The sequence below is a fragment of the Roseobacter sp. EG26 genome, assembly GCF_049830555.1.
Taxonomy (GTDB): domain Bacteria; phylum Pseudomonadota; class Alphaproteobacteria; order Rhodobacterales; family Rhodobacteraceae; genus Roseobacter.
The window spans coordinates 78863-94731 of record NZ_JBNBLH010000014.1; the positions used below are offsets into that span (position 1 = coordinate 78863).

Below are 15869 nucleotides of genomic sequence, written 5' to 3' on the forward strand. Positions count from 1 at the left end.
ACACCCATTCAGGTGATTTGCTGAAAATTTGGATGCCTTTTAAAAGAGCGGTTTTGTTAAAGAGGGGAGAGCCGGATGTTTGTGAATGCTGCTGAGGTATCTTTTGAGGCCTATGATGTTCTCATCGTCGGGTCAGGCCCGGCCGGTGTTACCCTGGCAAAACGGCTGGAAACCCATGGAAAGAAATCGCTGATCCTCGAAACCGGGGCGGAGGATTTCGAAGGCGATCTGCAAGATCACTACAGCAAGGTCTATGCCCACGGTCATTACGGCGAAGATCACTGGGGGCTACACTGGATCAGGGCCTTCGGCGGCACTTCCGCTGTCTGGGGGGGGTGGTGCGCACCGCTCACGGCGCGCAACCTCGCATCCTGGCCCATCACGGCGGCGGAACTTGATCTCTATTACCCGGAGGCGGCCCAGATACTTGGGCGGACCACGGATTTCCTGACCTATGAGGCCCCTTTCATGACCGGGTTCACAGCGCGCCCGTTCTCGACAAGTGACGAGCCGCTCCGGATCTATGATGCCTATCTGGAGGATTTGCAGCAGAACCCGCAAATCGATGTTCTTCTGAAAACCAATGTCACGGCGCTTTTTGCAAATGAGGCCCGCACCCGGATTACCGGTCTGAGACTGTTCACCGCACAGGCGGGCCAGCGGGACATATCGCTGGAGGAGGGGCAGGAGCTTGTTCTGGCCGCAGGCGGATTGGGCAATGCGCATATCCTGCTGGCGTCCCGCTCCGGAGGAGATGTGGCCGTCGGCAATGAAAACGATCAGGTCGGGCGCTACCTGATGGAGCATCCGCATTTCTTATATTGTGCGCGCATGGTTGTGGCGCAGGAGATGGTTTTCGAGGAACTCCCGGAGAGTTTCGGCTCGGCGGAGCCGGCGCTGGTGCCGACGGATGATCTCTTTGAGCAAAACGGGCGGCTTGATGCCTCTTTTCAGCTGCTCGAACAGGACGTCGATCTCGAAGATCATGTGGAGCAATATATTGTCCGGGCCTTAGGCGGGAGCGCCCGTGCCTATGATGTCTGGGCGCGTTCTGAAATGCCACCTGACCCGCTGAACCGCGTGACACTTGCCGAAGGTCACGATCCTTCCGGCATGCCGCGCCTGCGGGCGAATTGCGTGATTTCCGGTGACACGCTACGCACCATCGACACCTACCTTCGGCAAATGGGGGGCATCCTTGCGCGCGAAGGGAAGGGGCGCATGAGGATCGACAACGAGGTGATCTACCGTGCGGTTGAAGGGGGCGGGCACATCATGGGTACCACGCGTATGGGAGATGATCCGGGATCAAGCGTTGTGGACGGCAATTGCCGGGTGCATGGCTACAGCAACCTGTCCATCGCGGGATCATCCGTCTTTACCACCGGCGGATATGCCAACCCGACACTGACACTTGTTGCCCTGGCCCTGCGGCTGGGGGACCATCTGGGAGAGCCCTCATGAAACTGGCGCGCCGTGATTTTCTGGCTCTGGGCATTGGTGGCACCGTTGGGGGCGCGCTCGCCACCGCAACAGGGCTGCATCACTACTATACCAGAATAAAGCCCTACCATCAGCAATCGGCACCGCCGCAGCCGCCCGCGCCGGAAGGATGGTTGCTGACAAACGAGGATCTGGACGCCTTTGCGCAGGCAGATCAGGTGGTCGAGAGCGACCAGCTGGAAATCCTCGATAATACGGATATTCCGGGCAGCAATGATTTCCAGATGATGCGGGTGCGCAATCTCGGGGAATGTGTGGCAGCCTGTGAAGACAACAGCAAATGCCAGGCTTTCACCTATGCGCGTTCAACCCATACGCTGGAAGCAAAAAGGCAGGTATGCTGGCTGAAGGCCGACACGCCGGAAAAGATCGTCTCCGACCTGATGTCCTATGTGTCGGGCCGCCGGTGATATGAAAACGGGGTAGGGCGCCGGTTTACAGTCGCAGGTCACTATCGCCTTTGTCAAAAACGCTCTTCAGGTCGCAAAAGACATGGGGGGTTTTGCCCAGAGCGCGTATTTCAGCAACGTCCATGCTTCTGAAACCCTCGTGCGGCACCGCCAGAATGATCCCGTCATAGGACGCAGGTTCTGGCGTCTCTATCAGCTCAATACCGTGCTGCCGCTTTGCTTCGGAGGTATTTGCACAAGGGTCGATGACATCTGTTGTGATGCCATAGTCCTGCAGGGCAGTGATCATGTCGATGACCTTGGTATTGCGCACATCCGGGCAGTTTTCCTTGAAGGTCATCCCCATCACCAGCACCCGGGCCTGCCCCACGGAGATATCCTTGCGCAGCATGGCTTTCACCATCTGGCTGGCCACGTAATCGGCCATCCCGTCATTGATCCGCCGCCCGGCCAGAATGATTTCGGGGTGATGGCCGATCGCCTGCGCCTTGTGGGTCAGGTAATAGGGATCGACACCGATACAGTGCCCTCCCACCAGACCGGGGCGGAAGGGCAGGAAGTTCCATTTGGTGCCTGCCGCTTTCAGGACCGCTTCGGTGTCGATCTCAAGCTTGTTGAAAATGACAGCCAGCTCGTTGATCAGCGCGATGTTGAGATCGCGTTGCGTGTTTTCGATTACCTTTGCCGCTTCCGCGACACGAATGCTTTCTGCCCTGTAGGTGCCCGCCGTGATGATGCTGGCGTAAAGCGCATCAATCAGATTGGCCGCTTCAGGGGTCGAGCCTGATGTGACCTTGCAGATGGAGGGCAGCCGATGTGCGGTATCGCCGGGGTTGATCCGCTCGGGGCTGTAGCCTGCGAAAAAACCCGCGTTCAGTTTCAGACCCGAAACACGTTCCAGGATTGGGACACAGACTTCTTCGGTCGCACCGGGAAAGACGGTGGATTCGTAAATCACGATGTCGCCCTGTTTCAGGACTTGCCCCACGGTCTCCGAGGCCTTGATGAGCGGGGTAAGTTCGGGCCGGTTGTTGACGTCGATGGGGGTCGGAACCGCAACGATATAGGTATTGCAGCCCGCCAGATCCTCCAGCGCGTCGGAAAAGGACAAATGCCGCGCCTCTGAAAGCTCTTCGGGGGCGACCTCCTGCGTGACGTCATGGCCCGCGCGCAGCTGGGTGATGCGCAGGGCATTGGTGTCAAAACCAACCACCGGGCGGGATTTGCCAAATTCCACGGCCAGAGGCAGGCCGACATAGCCAAGGCCGATGACGGCAAGGGTCAGCTTATCCAGGGGGTGCACATTCATACCCTTCGTTCATCATTTCCCGTAGTAGTCACGGAACCACGTCACGAAGGCCTCGATGCCCTCGCGAAAATCTGTTTGGGGGCGATAGCCTGTCAGCCTGTGCAGCAGATCGGCATTGGCCCAGGTGGCAGGCACATCGCCCATTTGCATGTCCATATAGTTGCGCTGCGCTTTCTTGCCGAGGCTGTCTTCGATGGCATCTACGAAATCCAGTAGCCGCACCTTGTCGGAATTGCCGATATTGACCACCCGATAGGGTGCCACCGGCGACAGGCTATCCCCTTCCGGAATGTCATCGCGGCTTGCAGGGCGTTCGGGCACCGCATCCATCAGCAACCGGATGCCGCGCACCAGATCGTCCACATAAGTGAAATCGCGGTACATGTCGCCGTGGTTGTAGATATCGATCGGACGGTCATCGAGGATGGCATCGACAAATTTGTAAAGCGCTAGATCCGGCCGACCCCAGGTGCCATAAACAGTAAAGAAGCGGAACATGGTCGTGGGCAGATCCCACAGGTGCGCATAAGAATGCGCCATGCTCTCGTTTGCTTTCTTGGTTGCGGCATAGATGGTGAGCTGCGTGTCGGCTTTTTCAGTCTCTGCAAAGGGCATATCTTCATTTGCCCCGTAGACAGAGGAGGTCGAGGCCATCAGCAGATGCTGCACCTTCAGCCTGCGGGCAGCTTCCATCACGTTGAAGGTGCCGATCACATTGCTGTCGATATAAGAACGCGGATTTTCCAGGCTGTAGCGCACCCCTGCCTGGCCTGCGAGATGCACAATCACATCCGGGGCAAAGGCATCCGTGACGCTGTCCAGCAAGGCGTGATCTTGCAGCAGCCCTTCGGTCGCCCGGAACTCCGGCTGCTGGAGCAGCATGGCATGACGGCGCTGTTTCAGCGTGACATCGTAATAATCGGTCATGCCGTCATAGCCATGGACCTGAAACCCTTCGGCGAGAAGACGTTTTGCCAGGTGAAAGCCGATAAAGCCGGCTGTCCCCGTAATAAAGATGCGTCTGAACATGGTTGCATTTCCCGCGCGCTGGCCCGCGACTTTGCCCGGGACCTTCCGAGGCGGTTTAAAGGGCGTTTTTGATAATGTCACTGCGATGCAGGAACACATCTTCGTCGTTGAGAGGTTCGGCCACCCTGCGCGCATCCAGAGCCATGGCCTTGAGCTGTTCGGGATCATTGGCCAGCCCTTTCAAGGCTGCGGTCAGCGCATCGACATCCCCGCGTGGCACAAAAAGACCCGCCTGCGAGGAGCCTACCAGATCCCGCACAAAAGCGTTGTCATAACCCACCAGCGGCAGCCCCGCTGACAGCGCTTCGATCAGACAGCGGGGCGATTCCTCTGTCATGTGGGTGAAGACAAAGACATCAGCCTGACGGATTTCGGACAGCATCTGTTTATGGGCGACGAAGCCCATGAAACGGATTGCTTCCTCCAGCCCTTGCTCGGCCACCTGCGCTTTATGCTCGTCGTAAAGGGTCCCGGTGCCATACCATTTAGCGGTGATCTGCACGCCATCGCGCAGGGCATTCCGAAGCGCAGAAATCCAGTGACCGGGCCCTTTGATCTCTTCGACACGACCGGCGTAAGCCACCTGCAAACGCCCCGGATCGCGTTCCGCCAGCCTGCGATCCAGATCGGCCTGCGGGATCCGGTCCGCCTTGGAGATGTGAATGTCATGCACCAGACGCGGATCGCTGGCGAAAGGACCGTAATACTCCATCGTATCCTGCCCATGCAGAAGCGCCAGTTTTGCGCCCCGTACCACATGGCGGTCGCTGTATTTCATCAAGGTGTTTTCCAGACCATTGCGCAGGCGGCGCAGCAAAGACCTCTGTTCTTTCTGCTGCGAGACCCGGGCCACGCGATGCGCCACGCCATCTTTGAAAATAGCATAGGGCCGTCCCATCCGGAGCGCCATCCGGCACGCCACGGTCCCCCAGTCCCCGATGTAGCCGGAAAATCCGAAAACCAGATATTGCGAGGCCTCGATCTGCGCGCGGATAACCTTTTTGCCCGGTCCGAGGTCTTTCATGAACCGCAGCGTGCCGCGGCGGGGCAGCATCACCGGTTCAACGGTCGGGTGCTTGTCCAGAAAGGGTTGCAGGTCTGTCGTATCGGAAGGCGGGCCTTCGGGGGGGGCATCCACCAGCGGGGCCATGATCCTGACCGCCTCGAAATTATCCGCCCACAGACGCAATCCGTTCTGGGCCTGCGTGTCGAAAAACACCTTGTCGCCCTGTTTGTAAAAGGGCGGATGCACAAACAAAAGGACGGATCCAGGTGTCATCGGGACTCATTACTCTCGCTTCAGGGACACCCGGTTATCGGGTGCCCGGTCTTACCTCCCTATAGCGGAGATTCGCCTGCCTCACGACTCTTGAAGTATGTATTTTGAACCCGCCTTGTTTTCTAGGACAGTCTGGTGAGACGCAGGCCGCCACCAGATGTGTTATATGGTGATAATTTTAGCGCGCCCGGGCTCATTTTGAAAAAGGTCATCTTTCATGTCATTGGTTTCAAAAGTCGGTTGGTTCATGCGCTACATGATGTTTTTTTCCGGCATTGATGATGTGCGCGCTTTTTCCACGCTACGTAAAAACCAGATAGCACCCGCTGCAAGGGGCGGGCCGCAGGAGGTGGCCCTGAACCTGCGCCGCAAGCCCGGGGCCACGCTCTTTTGTCGCCCGGGAACCAGCGACGCGGAGGTTTTATGGGATGTCTTCTGGGGGAAATATCATCTGCCCGCAGACCCCCTGGCGGAAAAACCGGTGATATTCGATCTGGGCGCCAATGTGGGGTTTTCGTGCTTTGATTTCGGAACCCTCTACCCTCACGCACGGGTTTTTGGTGTCGAACTTGATCAGGATAATGTGGCCATGGCGCGCCGCAACACGGCAGCCCTTGGTGCACGCTGCGAGATTGTTCACGCGGCCATCTGGTCCGAGAACGGCGAGGTGACCTATTCGAAAAGCGATGAGGAATGGGGGTATCATATCTCCGGGGATCAGGACGCAAGCAGCGCTTCACAGGTGACCGTGCGGGCGATTTCCATTGATACGCTCATGCAGGAAGTGGGTGTCGACTGGATCGATTTCATGAAGATGGACATCGAGGGTGCCGAGCACGCGGTTCTCGACCCGCAGGCGGGCTGGCTTCAGCGTACCGGCGCGTTGAACCTTGAGGTCCATGCGCCTGCCACAATCGAGAACTGCACCGAAATCCTGTCTCAGGCCGGGTTCACATGCCAAAGATCGCCCCGGCACAAAAGTGCCATTCTGGCAAAACGACCGCCCGCTGCCGGCTGAGGGCCAACAGGGTTTCTCAAGGGTTCACGGTCACCATCGCAATGGTGCCAAGCTCGTAGGCTTCCCCTTCGAGAAACAGCACATAGCGTTGCGTGCCGGGCAGGTGGATCATATCGCGGACCCGATCATCCACAACGATGCGTTCACGTGACGTGATCCTGAAATCCTCATCCAGGTCAAAGACATACAAGGACTCGTCGCCTTCCCGGTAGTCAAACCCCATGGAGCCCATCAGCAGGGCATAGCGGTCAGGATCCCGCGGATCGGGCGCCATTCTGAGAATTTGCGCAGGACTGAGGGACGGCTCGAAATGCAGTTCCGGCTCCAGAAACCCGTGATCTGCGTGCGATTTGTAAAGCGGGGCCTTGTCGTAATATTTCTGGCCGGTGTTGTAGTGCTCTCCATAAGAGGCAATGGGCCAGCCAAAATTTTCAGGATCACCATCCGGCGTGCGGTTGATGTTGACCTCATCCCCCCCGTCAGGGCCGTGCTCCGAGGTCACGATGATATTTGCCTCCGGATCGAAATAGAGCCCCTGCGGATTGCGGTGTCCCATGGATTTCACCACAAATTCGGACGTGGTCAGATCAATTTCGACGATTTTGCCAAAAAGGCTCTGCGGGTCCTGTGCCAGGTCCCGCACCATCCACTCACCGGTTGAGAACAATAGCGTGTCCGGCCCCGTCGACAGCATCCGGCCGCCGGTCTGATTGGCGGCGAATTCACCGTAATCGTTCTCTTCCCGGACACATTCGTCCGGCACGAAGATATCCGCGAAAGTCAGGGTGTCACCGCCCAGGTCCGCGGCGGCGATTGCGAGCGTATAACAGCCTTCGGACAGGGTTTTGGAGTAAGACAGAAGCAACCGGTCATCCTTGACCAGCGCGTCCTTGATGCTCAGCTGTCCGAATTCATAGAATTCCGGGTTCGGGATCAGCTCCGGCAGGTTGGTGTGCAGCGCCTCCATCCTGAAGGCATCGCCCTCGATCTTTTCAAGCGGCACCCGCCCAACGGTGCCTTTTGCCGTGATCAGCAACAACGCACCGTCATGGAATTCGACATAGGCCCGGCGGCCGAAATGGGAAAGCGGGACGAAGGGGGTTTCGTAGCTGACCATGGAGAACCGATCCCGATCAGTCTCGAAGCTCTGCTCGGAGACAAAGTAGAAGGGCAGGTCTTCGGGCAGGTTCGGGTTGTTGAGCAACGCGGTCTCAAAGAGTTCCTGCACGTCGTCAAACTGATCAATCCGTCTTTCAAGCGCTGCGACCTCTCCCTCAAGCTCGGCCTTTCTCTGAAAGATCAGCACCGTATCCTTGAGGGTCTTTTTCGTTTCATCGCTGATCAGATCGCTGAACGGCGCATAGAGGCGGTTCTTATACGCATAGGTACCACCGAAATAGAGCCCGCCCAGAAGGGCAATAAAGAATAATAGCAACCAGTAAGAACGTTTCATAATGACCCTGAGAACCAAAAAATTACCTGACGTATATCTGCACGCCAATACGGCGGTACTATGTCGTCATATTGCTGTGCCACAACCGCCCTTGTGGCGCAACTCTGGGCTGAAATCCCGACCTCCAAACCCGCCAGACCAGAAGAATCAAAATAATCAAATGATTCGTGTGAATGCCCATAAATGGGCTAATTTTAGCCGAAATGCCCGAAGCACCTTCGCACAAATACGCGCAGAGATTGGTGATTTTTGCCGTCACCTTCACAGATTCTAACCGATTGTTTCCACGTCAGGGACAATTTATCGGGTTTCAGGCGCCCTGTTCGAGGCTTTTTCTACTAAAGGTTGTTTCTGCTGCCGCAAGCCAGAAATGCCTTCCGTTATTCCTTAAAGAAAGGTAAATTCTCACTGGGTAACGTTCGTAGTGTACGTAAAAATATTGCGTATCGTAAATTTAACAGGAGTTATAAGTATGAACTTTAAAACAACTTTGGGAGCCGCAGCAATCGCGATGGCCGCCCCTTTCGCGGCCAGTGCAGCAGTCGTTGAGACTTGCGACGCCAATGGCTCTCTTGGTGGAAATTTCGACATCGCCAATGGTGACTCGTACAACTGCGATTTCACAGTAGAAGCGCCAGCTGATCCGTCCAGCGGCAGCGTTCGCCTGGATTTCTTCTCCAACGTGATTCCAGCCTCTGCTGTTGCAGCGACTGTGAACCTCGGTCTGTTTGGTGACACATTCACAACAGCCACGCTGGAGTGGTTTGACGAGCCAGGCGATGTTTCCTTGGGTTCTGTCAACCTGGCCGATCTTGGCTTTGGTTTTTCAGGCAGCCTGGGAACCAACTTCGCTGGCCCCGCACAGGATGACCAGTACGTGGTTCTGAGCTGGACCGGTTTCTCCGGCGAGTTCCTTGACGTGAACATCAGCGTCAGCCAGGTACCAGTTCCAGCAGGTATTCTGCTGATGGGTACAGCCCTGGCAGGCTTCGGCGTTGCACGCCGTCGCAAGGACAAAAAAGCAGCCTGATCTGCGATAAGAACAGTTTTGAAAACGGCGGTCTTCGGGCCGCCGTTTTTCGTTGCCGGACCCCGTTTGTGGTTGTGACCCGAGGGCGCCTTGGGCTACCCGTTTTCCGGAACAGTTGAAGGAACGCTCCCATGTCGCGTGCAGACGCCGGGCACACACTCCTCTATCTCGTCTACGGGCAGAACCAGAAGTATCAGCAGGAACTGAGCTATAGTGTACTGTCTGCGTTTCGCGAGGCAAAAGAAGAGACGTCCGACCTGCAGGTTCTGCTGTTTTGCGATGCGGCAAATCAGCGGCCCGATCTGCCGGTGACCTCTTATGTTATGAGTGAGGAGGAGCGCAGGCTCTGGACGCTCGAAGGCACCTATAATCACGCCATAAAGATTTTCGCGCTCAGAAAAGCGTTGGAGATTGCAGGCGGCAAGGTTTGTTTTGTAGACACTGATACCGCGTTCAAACAGAACCCGCGGCGTCTTTTTGATCGGATTACCAAAACCAGCGCCATCATGCATGCCAGCGAAGGGGTGTTGAGTGATCTGCACAGCTGGTCGTCGCTTCTGGGGAAAGCGGCAGCAGCGGGTCTGGATGACGTGGTCTCCCCGTCAGCGCGGATGTATAATTCCGGGCTGATTGGCGTCATGCCGACAATGTCGGAGGCACTGGAAGAGGCTTGTACATTGATGCGCAGGCTTCATGAAATCGAGCCGGTCTTCAACATCGAGCAATTTGTCCTGGGTGCCTTGTTGCCTCGGGATGGCGAGATGCAGCTGGCAGAGGATCTTGTCGATCACTATTGGGGTTACAGACGTCATATATACCACGGGCAAATCCCTTCTGCCCTGGCCGCACTCAAAGGTCAGTATTCGGCACAGACGGCGCAGAACCTGCCGGTCATTACCGATCCGCAAAAACCTCTGGCGGCCAAGCTGCGCGCGCGCATACACGCAATGCTCAATCAAACGGATGCCACCTATCGCTTTGGCTATCTTGCTTATCTGGCCAGCGGATCCGCAGGCTCAGCCGAGGAGCGGGACGTCTGGGCGCATATCGCACTGGATATGCTGGAAAGAAGCGAGGCAAAGGATCTGGCCCGACGCTCTTTTCGGCGTTTTGCACCAGAAGGGCTCAAAGACAGCGGCCTGAATGAGGCGCTTCAGAAAGAATGGATGTCTTTCTGGTCGGCAGCTGATTAGCGCTCAACGGTTGATGGGTCTGGCGAAAACCAGTCTGGCAGGGAGCTGGCGAAATATGCTAACGGTTCCCCAGAAGATCAAAATTATCCCGCAAGCGCCTCGTTAGGGCCGCAATTTATCGTTTATTTATCGGTTAAGCTATGGTGCCTTATGCCAGACCATGGTTCGTACATGAAGATTGAGCAGGCAAATTGAGCAACACTCCCTTCCCCACAGACATCCTGATTGTTGATCTTGATGGCACTTTATTGCGGTCGGATATGCTCTATGAGAGCTTCTGGTCAGCCCTAGGGCAGGATTGGCGCAGCCCTTTTCGTACCGCAGCAGCCCTCACCGGCGGCAAGGCTGCCATGAAGCAATATTTATCGCAGACTGCCGGCGTTGACGTCACGACCCTGCCTTATGACGACGAGGTGATCGCCTATGTTCAGGCACGCCGCGCCGAAGGTGTGCGGACCGCTCTTGTGACGGCCACAGATCAGTCCCTTGCAGATGAGATCGGTCAACATCTTGATATTTTTGACGAAGTGCACGGATCAGACGGAAAAACCAATCTGAAGGGGGCGGCAAAAGCGCAGTTTCTGAAAGAGACATTCAAAGGCTCCCGCTTCGCCTATATGGGCGATTCCGTGGCTGATCTGCCGGTCTGGCAGGCGGCGGATCTGGCGATCCCGGTCAATATCTCCGACGCTCTGCAGACGAAAGTTGACGGGTTGGGTGTTGAGGTCGAGGCACTCACCACAACCGCGCAAAGCCTCAAGCCCTATCTCAAGGCGCTCAGGCCCCATCAATGGCTCAAGAACGTTCTGGTGTTCCTGCCCATGCTGACCGCGCATCAGCTGACCGGGGCCACCCTGATGCAAAGCTTTGCCGCTTTCATCGCCTTTTCGCTGATCGCCTCCAGCGTCTATGTGCTCAATGACCTGCTGGACCTGCGCGTTGACCGGCTGCATCCGCGCAAGTGCAACCGGCCCTTTGCCTCAGGCAGCATCAAGATCGCCCATGGCACCGGCATGGCGGGTGGCCTTCTGCTGGTGGGGGCCGGGTTGTCCCTGGCTCTGGGGGGGGCCTTTGCGCTGACGATGCTGGTTTATTATCTGGCGACACTGGCCTATTCGATCACTCTCAAACGGCGGGCGGTGGTGGATATCTGCGTGCTGGCCGGGCTTTATACCATGCGGATCATCGCCGGTGGCGTGGCAACGGGGCTTGAGCTGTCAGTCTGGCTTTTGGCTTTCTCGATCTTCTTTTTCTTTTCGATGGCGGCGATCAAACGTCAGGCGGAACTGGTGGATATGGCTGAACGCGGCAAGCTCGATGTCAGCGGACGCGGCTATACCGTCAAGGATCTGGAGATCATTTCGATGATGTCACTGGGGGCGGGTTATGTCTCGGTTCTGGTGATGGCGCTTTATGTGAATTCACCCGGGGTGGTGGAGCTTTACGCAACCCCGGCAGCCCTTTGGGGGATTTGTTTTGTGCTGCTCTACTGGATCAGCCGCATCGTCATGATTACCCACCGCGGGCATATGGATGATGACCCGGTTCTTTTTGCAGCCAAGGACCGCAACAGCCGGATTTGTGCGCTGGTGATCTTTGCCTGCGCCGCGATCGGAGCTGTCATTTGACCCTGCGCACGCTTGTCTTTCGCTACACTGTCTTTGCGGTGATCGCGACACTGGCCAATCTGGCCACCCAGCGACTGGTGCTGTCGGGGGGAGAAACCGCCCTGTGGTTCATGGCGGCAGTGGCAGCCGGTACCCTTGTGGGGCTGGTGGTAAAATACGTTCTCGACAAGCGCTGGATCTTTGCCGACCACAGCACCGGGGTGAAGGCCCATGGCAAGAAATTCACGCTTTATACGGCGATGGGTCTGATCACGACGGCAATCTTCTGGGGGACCGAGACGGCTTTCTGGATGATCTGGCAGACCGATACCATGCGGGAACTGGGGGCTGTGCTGGGGCTCGCGGTCGGCTATGTGGTGAAATACAACCTCGACCGGCGCTTTGTGTTCACCGATCACGCTCTGGAGCCTGCAACATGACCCTGTCGGGCTGGGGGCTGTTTCCAAAACACACCGCCCGCGTCTCTGCTCCCCGGAACGAGGGCACGCTGCGGGCCCTGATCGCGGAAGGTGATGGCATCGCGCGCGGCAATGGGCGTGCCTATGGCGACAGTGCGATCAGCACCGAAAATACCATCCACATGCGCCACTTTAACCGGATGATTTCCTTTAATGAGAAAACCGGGGTGCTGGTGGCTGAGGCCGGGGTGCTGGCGGCCGACATCATTTCCGGCTTTCTGCCCCGGGGCTGGTTTCTGCCGGTCACACCGGGCACCAAATTCGTGACCCTGGGGGGCATGATTGCTGCGGATGTGCATGGCAAGAACCACCATGTTGACGGCAGCTTGGGCAATTTTATCGACTGGATCGATCTGATGGGTGCGGACGGCAAGGTCATCCGTTGTTCGCCCCGGAAAAACAAAGAGCTTTTTTCCTGGACACTGGGCGGCATGGGGCTGACCGGGGTGATCCTGCGCGCGGCCTTGCGTCTGCGGGCGGTGGAAACGGGCTGGATCCGCCAGACCCTGCACCCAACACCTGATCTGGAGACGACCATTGACGCCTTTGAGGGCGCTCAGGACGCCACCTATTCCGTGGCCTGGATCGATTGTCTGAGCAAAGGTGCGGAGCGCGGGCGGTCCCTGGTGATGCTGGGCGAGCATGCCACGCTGGAAGATTTGCCCAAACCACGCAGGCGCAAACCTTTTGAAACCGGTATGAAACGTAAATTGTCCGTCCCCTTCGCACCCCCTGCGGGGTTGATGAACGGCTGGACCGTGCGGGCCTTCAACGCGCTTTATTACTGGAACGGCACCCGGAACGCCGGTGAAGGGCTGGTCGATTGGGACAGCTATTTCTATCCGCTGGATGCCATTCTGAACTGGAACCGGATTTACGGACGCCGTGGTTTTGCCCAGTTCCAATGCGTCTTGCCGCTGGAAAGCTCGCGCCAGGGCATGCACCGCCTGCTGGAAGAGATTTCAAATGCCGGGGCAGGGTCGTTTCTGGCCGTGCTCAAACGCATGGGCGCGCAGGAGAGCCGGTTTTCCTTTCCGATGGAAGGCTACACGCTGGCGCTCGATTTCCCGGTCAACCGGCGCACACTGGCCCTGATGACCCGGCTTGATGAGATTACACTGGAACATGGCGGGCGGTTTTATCTGGCCAAGGACAGCCGGATGACGGCTGAAACCCTGCGGCACTCCGACCCCCGAACAGAGGATTTTTTGAAAATGCGAGACGACAAACAGCGACAGGTGGCTTTCATGTCGGCACAGGCCCGGAGGCTGGCCCTATGACCGTCCGCCCGGTTCTCATCCTTGGTGCCCGCTCTGATATGGCGCTGGCGATTGCCCACCGCTTTGCCAAGGCGGGTCATCCCATTCAGCTGGCCGCGCGGGATGCGCAATCCCTGAGCGCCGAGCGGGACGACATTGCCCTGCGCTACAGCACAGAGGTCAGCTTGCATGATTTCGATGCTCTGGACACAGGCAGCTTTGCCGGATTTGTCGACGGGTTGCCGTCTCTGCCGCATGTTGCCATCTGTGCTGTGGGCCTGATGGGGGAGCAATCCGACAACGAGACCGATATGTCGGCAGCCACAACAGTCCTGCGCTCCAACTTCGAAGGGCCTGCGCTGATCCTGTCCGAGCTTGCCAACCGGTTTGAGGCGCGGGGCTCGGGCGTGCTTGTGGGCATCAGCTCGGTTGCAGGCGACCGGGGGCGGGCGACCAACTATGTCTACGGGTCCGCCAAGGCCGGGTTTACCGCCTTTTTGTCCGGGCTGCGCAACCGTCTGGCCAGGGAAGGTGTGCATGTCGTGACCGTGCTCCCCGGTTTTGTCGCAACCAAGATGACCGAAGATATGGAACTGCCTGCCAAGCTGACCGCAGCCCCCGAGGAGGTTGCCGATGCCGTGCATCGCGCGAGTATTACCCGCCAGAATGTCATCTATGTGCGGGGCCTCTGGCGCATAATTATGCTGGTGATCCGCAATATTCCGGAGAGTCTCTTCAAGAAAATGAAGATCTGATGCGCAGGTTATCGGCGGAAATCCCGTATTTACCCGGGGTCAGGTGAGGCAAAATATGGCCTGCGAAAATCATTGAGAGGGCCTGACCTGCCTTTGCACCCGAAACGGCCTGTTTTGCAGCAGCGATAATCCGCTTAAAATCGCGCAGCGCGCATATCGGCAGTTTTTTGCCGCAACGCCACATGCCTCTGTTACCGCTCACAGCCCCGCGCGCCGCGCTGCGGGGCCCTAACCTCTTGTATTTAATGCATGCAGTAACCTCGCTCTGGGGTTGTGATTTGCAAAATATTTCCAGCGAACCGTAGATCGGATTCCATTCTGCCTGCCTCATTGGGCAAGAATTGGCACATACAACCAATGCGAGAAAATTCGGGTCGGAATTTTCTTGCCACCCGGTAAGCGCCTTGATGCTTGCCTGCGCCCCCTGTTATTGGCCCTGACAATCAAGGTCCATAAAAAGCCTTTGAAATCAGAGAGCAGACCAAGAGGACGTATGGCAACTCGTGGCCATATTTTGGGCACAAAAAAAACCACTGACGGTCACGCCGTTAACCATAAAGCACCACAAAACTTAACCATAGGTTACATCAATCCCTCAAATTTGACCGTTTGAGGGCGCTGTAACTCCGAAACAGGCTGCCAAATGTCTACAACTTTGAAAAAAGTGATAGCATTCTCACAGAATGCCAATTCACGTCGTGAAATCACCCCGGATCGTCCATCGATCGACGCCCTCCTTCTGGAGGTCCGTTAAGATGTTGGCTTTTTTCTTTAGCTTGATGAGCTTTGGGGCCGCCGCTGTTGCCGGTATCTCAGAGAGACCCGGAACCGGTACTGCAAAGCACTCCGATGTCCTCGCCATGCCTCACGATGACGATGATGACGACATGGATCACGGCGATGATGACGAAGGTCGGGTTGTTGTAGGCACAGAAGACAGTGCAACAGACCATGATCATGACGACGACGACGATGACACCGACCACGGCGATGGTGGCATGGATCACGGCGGTGACGACCATGACGATGACGCTGATCATGATGACGATGATGATGACACCGGCCACGGCGATGGTGGCATGGACCACGGCGGCGACGACCATGACGATGACGCTGATCATGACGACGACGATGATGACACCGACCACGGCGATGGTGGCATGGATCACGGCGGCGACGACCATGACGATGACGCTGATCATGATGACGACGATGATGACACCGGCCACGGCGATGGTGGCATGGATCACGGCGGCGACGACCATGACGATGACGCTGATCATGACGGCGACGATGATGACACCGGCCACGGCGATGGTGGCATGGACCACGGCGGCGACGACCATGGCGATGACACCGACCATGGTGACGGCGGCATGGATCACGGCGGTGACGATCATGGTGGTATGGACCACGGTGGTGGTCATGACCCGATCGAGTTGCCAAAAACAGCAGCTGAGGTCGAAGCTTTCGTAGCAGCTGTCAGGGCCAGCCCCGAGACGCACACCCACGATGCCGGTTCGTCAAAAATGGGCGAGCATATGG

General features: G+C 57.2%; 15 protein-coding genes. 9 read left to right on the forward strand and 6 right to left on the reverse strand.

Annotated elements, in window-relative coordinates; genetic code table 11:
• Window positions 1–75 precede the first annotated feature (75 nt).
• Together ACOTTU_RS21940 and ACOTTU_RS21945 are read left to right on the forward strand one after the other, a co-directional pair.
• Window positions 76–1464 (forward strand): GMC oxidoreductase, encoded by a 1389-nt coding sequence (locus tag ACOTTU_RS21940; RefSeq protein WP_425661197.1) that lies wholly within the window; start codon window positions 76–78, stop codon window positions 1462–1464.
• On the forward strand, window positions 1461–1913 hold the full coding sequence (locus ACOTTU_RS21945) for a PAN domain-containing protein (protein WP_298922009.1): 453 nt from the start codon (window positions 1461–1463) through the stop codon (window positions 1911–1913). Before ACOTTU_RS21940 ends, ACOTTU_RS21945 begins: the two co-directional genes overlap by 4 nt.
• A gap of 25 nt (window positions 1914–1938) precedes the next feature.
• Here ACOTTU_RS21945 and tviB read toward each other — a convergent pair whose 3' ends face one another.
• The 3 genes from tviB to ACOTTU_RS21960 are packed head-to-tail and all read right to left on the reverse strand — an operon-like array spanning window position 1939 to window position 5530.
• On the reverse strand, window positions 1939–3222 hold the full coding sequence (tviB, locus tag ACOTTU_RS21950; protein ID WP_425661199.1) for a Vi polysaccharide biosynthesis UDP-N-acetylglucosamine C-6 dehydrogenase TviB: 1284 nt from the start codon (window positions 3220–3222) through the stop codon (window positions 1939–1941).
• A 12-nt stretch (window positions 3223–3234) separates the two neighbouring features.
• The gene (locus ACOTTU_RS21955) at window positions 3235–4251 is read right to left on the reverse strand and encodes an NAD-dependent epimerase/dehydratase family protein (protein ID WP_425661201.1); all 1017 of its coding nucleotides are present in this window, start codon (window positions 4249–4251) and stop codon (window positions 3235–3237) included.
• A 55-nt stretch (window positions 4252–4306) separates the two neighbouring features.
• The gene (locus ACOTTU_RS21960; protein ID WP_298922006.1) at window positions 4307–5530 is read right to left on the reverse strand and encodes a glycosyltransferase family 4 protein; all 1224 of its coding nucleotides are present in this window, start codon (window positions 5528–5530) and stop codon (window positions 4307–4309) included.
• 217 nt (window positions 5531–5747) lie between these two features.
• Between ACOTTU_RS21960 and ACOTTU_RS21965 the strand changes: the two genes are divergently transcribed.
• Entirely contained in the window at window positions 5748–6548 is an 801-nt protein-coding gene (locus ACOTTU_RS21965; protein WP_425661204.1) for an FkbM family methyltransferase, read from the forward strand.
• A gap of 16 nt (window positions 6549–6564) precedes the next feature.
• Here the strand turns inward: ACOTTU_RS21965 and ACOTTU_RS21970 are convergent, their stop codons facing one another.
• Complete coding sequence (locus ACOTTU_RS21970; protein WP_425661206.1) at window positions 6565–8001, reverse strand: PQQ-dependent sugar dehydrogenase; 1437 nt, start codon at window positions 7999–8001, stop codon at window positions 6565–6567.
• Between the two features lie 511 nt (window positions 8002–8512).
• Here ACOTTU_RS21970 and ACOTTU_RS21975 point away from each other — a divergent pair.
• The 6 genes from ACOTTU_RS21975 to ACOTTU_RS22000 all read left to right on the forward strand — a co-directional run bounded on the left by ACOTTU_RS21975 (window position 8513) and on the right by ACOTTU_RS22000 (window position 14324).
• Window positions 8513–9031 carry a VPLPA-CTERM sorting domain-containing protein gene (locus ACOTTU_RS21975; protein WP_425661208.1) on the forward strand — a complete coding sequence of 173 codons (519 nt, stop codon included), beginning with the start codon at window positions 8513–8515 and terminating at the stop codon, window positions 9029–9031.
• A 131-nt stretch (window positions 9032–9162) separates the two neighbouring features.
• Entirely contained in the window at window positions 9163–10224 is a 1062-nt protein-coding gene (locus ACOTTU_RS21980) for a hypothetical protein (protein ID WP_425661210.1), read from the forward strand.
• Window positions 10225–10415: 191 nt separating this feature from the next.
• Window positions 10416–11852, forward strand: a complete 1437-nt coding sequence (locus ACOTTU_RS21985; RefSeq protein WP_425661212.1) for a UbiA family prenyltransferase — start codon at window positions 10416–10418, stop codon at window positions 11850–11852.
• Window positions 11849–12271: a GtrA family protein gene (locus tag ACOTTU_RS21990; protein WP_425661214.1), complete on the forward strand. Its 423-nt coding sequence runs from the start codon at window positions 11849–11851 to the stop codon at window positions 12269–12271. Before ACOTTU_RS21985 ends, ACOTTU_RS21990 begins: the two co-directional genes overlap by 4 nt.
• Window positions 12268–13590, forward strand: a complete 1323-nt coding sequence (locus ACOTTU_RS21995; protein WP_425661216.1) for an FAD-binding protein — start codon at window positions 12268–12270, stop codon at window positions 13588–13590. Before ACOTTU_RS21990 ends, ACOTTU_RS21995 begins: the two co-directional genes overlap by 4 nt.
• Window positions 13587–14324 (forward strand): SDR family oxidoreductase, encoded by a 738-nt coding sequence (locus tag ACOTTU_RS22000; protein ID WP_298921998.1) that lies wholly within the window; start codon window positions 13587–13589, stop codon window positions 14322–14324. The genes ACOTTU_RS21995 and ACOTTU_RS22000 overlap by 4 nt, the downstream gene beginning before the upstream one ends.
• Here the strand turns inward: ACOTTU_RS22000 and ACOTTU_RS22005 are convergent.
• Together ACOTTU_RS22005 and ACOTTU_RS22010 are read right to left on the reverse strand one after the other, a co-directional pair.
• Window positions 14305–14655, reverse strand: a complete 351-nt coding sequence (locus ACOTTU_RS22005; protein ID WP_425661218.1) for a hypothetical protein — start codon at window positions 14653–14655, stop codon at window positions 14305–14307. The two genes, ACOTTU_RS22000 and ACOTTU_RS22005, sit on opposite strands and share 20 nt — an antisense overlap.
• A gap of 481 nt (window positions 14656–15136) precedes the next feature.
• Window positions 15137–15751, reverse strand: a complete 615-nt coding sequence (locus tag ACOTTU_RS22010; RefSeq protein ID WP_425661220.1) for a hypothetical protein — start codon at window positions 15749–15751, stop codon at window positions 15137–15139.
• Window positions 15752–15869: the final 118 nt, after the last annotated feature.

Coding starts and splice junctions, on each gene's coding strand:
- ACOTTU_RS21975 (WP_425661208.1), top strand. CDS start 8,513: ATGGCCGCCCCTTTCGCGGCCAGTGCAGCAGTCGTTGAGACTTGCGAC.
- ACOTTU_RS21955 (WP_425661201.1), bottom strand. CDS start 4,251: ATGTTCAGACGCATCTTTATTACGGGGACAGCCGGCTTTATCGGCTTT.
- ACOTTU_RS21970 (WP_425661206.1), bottom strand. CDS start 8,001: ATGAAACGTTCTTACTGGTTGCTATTATTCTTTATTGCCCTTCTGGGC.
- ACOTTU_RS21965 (WP_425661204.1), top strand. CDS start 5,748: ATGTCATTGGTTTCAAAAGTCGGTTGGTTCATGCGCTACATGATGTTT.
- ACOTTU_RS21940 (WP_425661197.1), top strand. CDS start 76: ATGTTTGTGAATGCTGCTGAGGTATCTTTTGAGGCCTATGATGTTCTC.
- ACOTTU_RS21980 (WP_425661210.1), top strand. CDS start 9,163: ATGTCGCGTGCAGACGCCGGGCACACACTCCTCTATCTCGTCTACGGG.
- ACOTTU_RS21960 (WP_298922006.1), bottom strand. CDS start 5,530: ATGACACCTGGATCCGTCCTTTTGTTTGTGCATCCGCCCTTTTACAAA.
- tviB (WP_425661199.1), bottom strand. CDS start 3,222: ATGAATGTGCACCCCCTGGATAAGCTGACCCTTGCCGTCATCGGCCTT.
- ACOTTU_RS21945 (WP_298922009.1), top strand. CDS start 1,461: ATGAAACTGGCGCGCCGTGATTTTCTGGCTCTGGGCATTGGTGGCACC.
- ACOTTU_RS22010 (WP_425661220.1), bottom strand. CDS start 15,751: ATGACCACCACCGTGGTCCATACCACCATGATCGTCACCGCCGTGATC.
- ACOTTU_RS22000 (WP_298921998.1), top strand. CDS start 13,587: ATGACCGTCCGCCCGGTTCTCATCCTTGGTGCCCGCTCTGATATGGCG.
- ACOTTU_RS22005 (WP_425661218.1), bottom strand. CDS start 14,655: ATGAGGCAGGCAGAATGGAATCCGATCTACGGTTCGCTGGAAATATTT.
- ACOTTU_RS21995 (WP_425661216.1), top strand. CDS start 12,268: ATGACCCTGTCGGGCTGGGGGCTGTTTCCAAAACACACCGCCCGCGTC.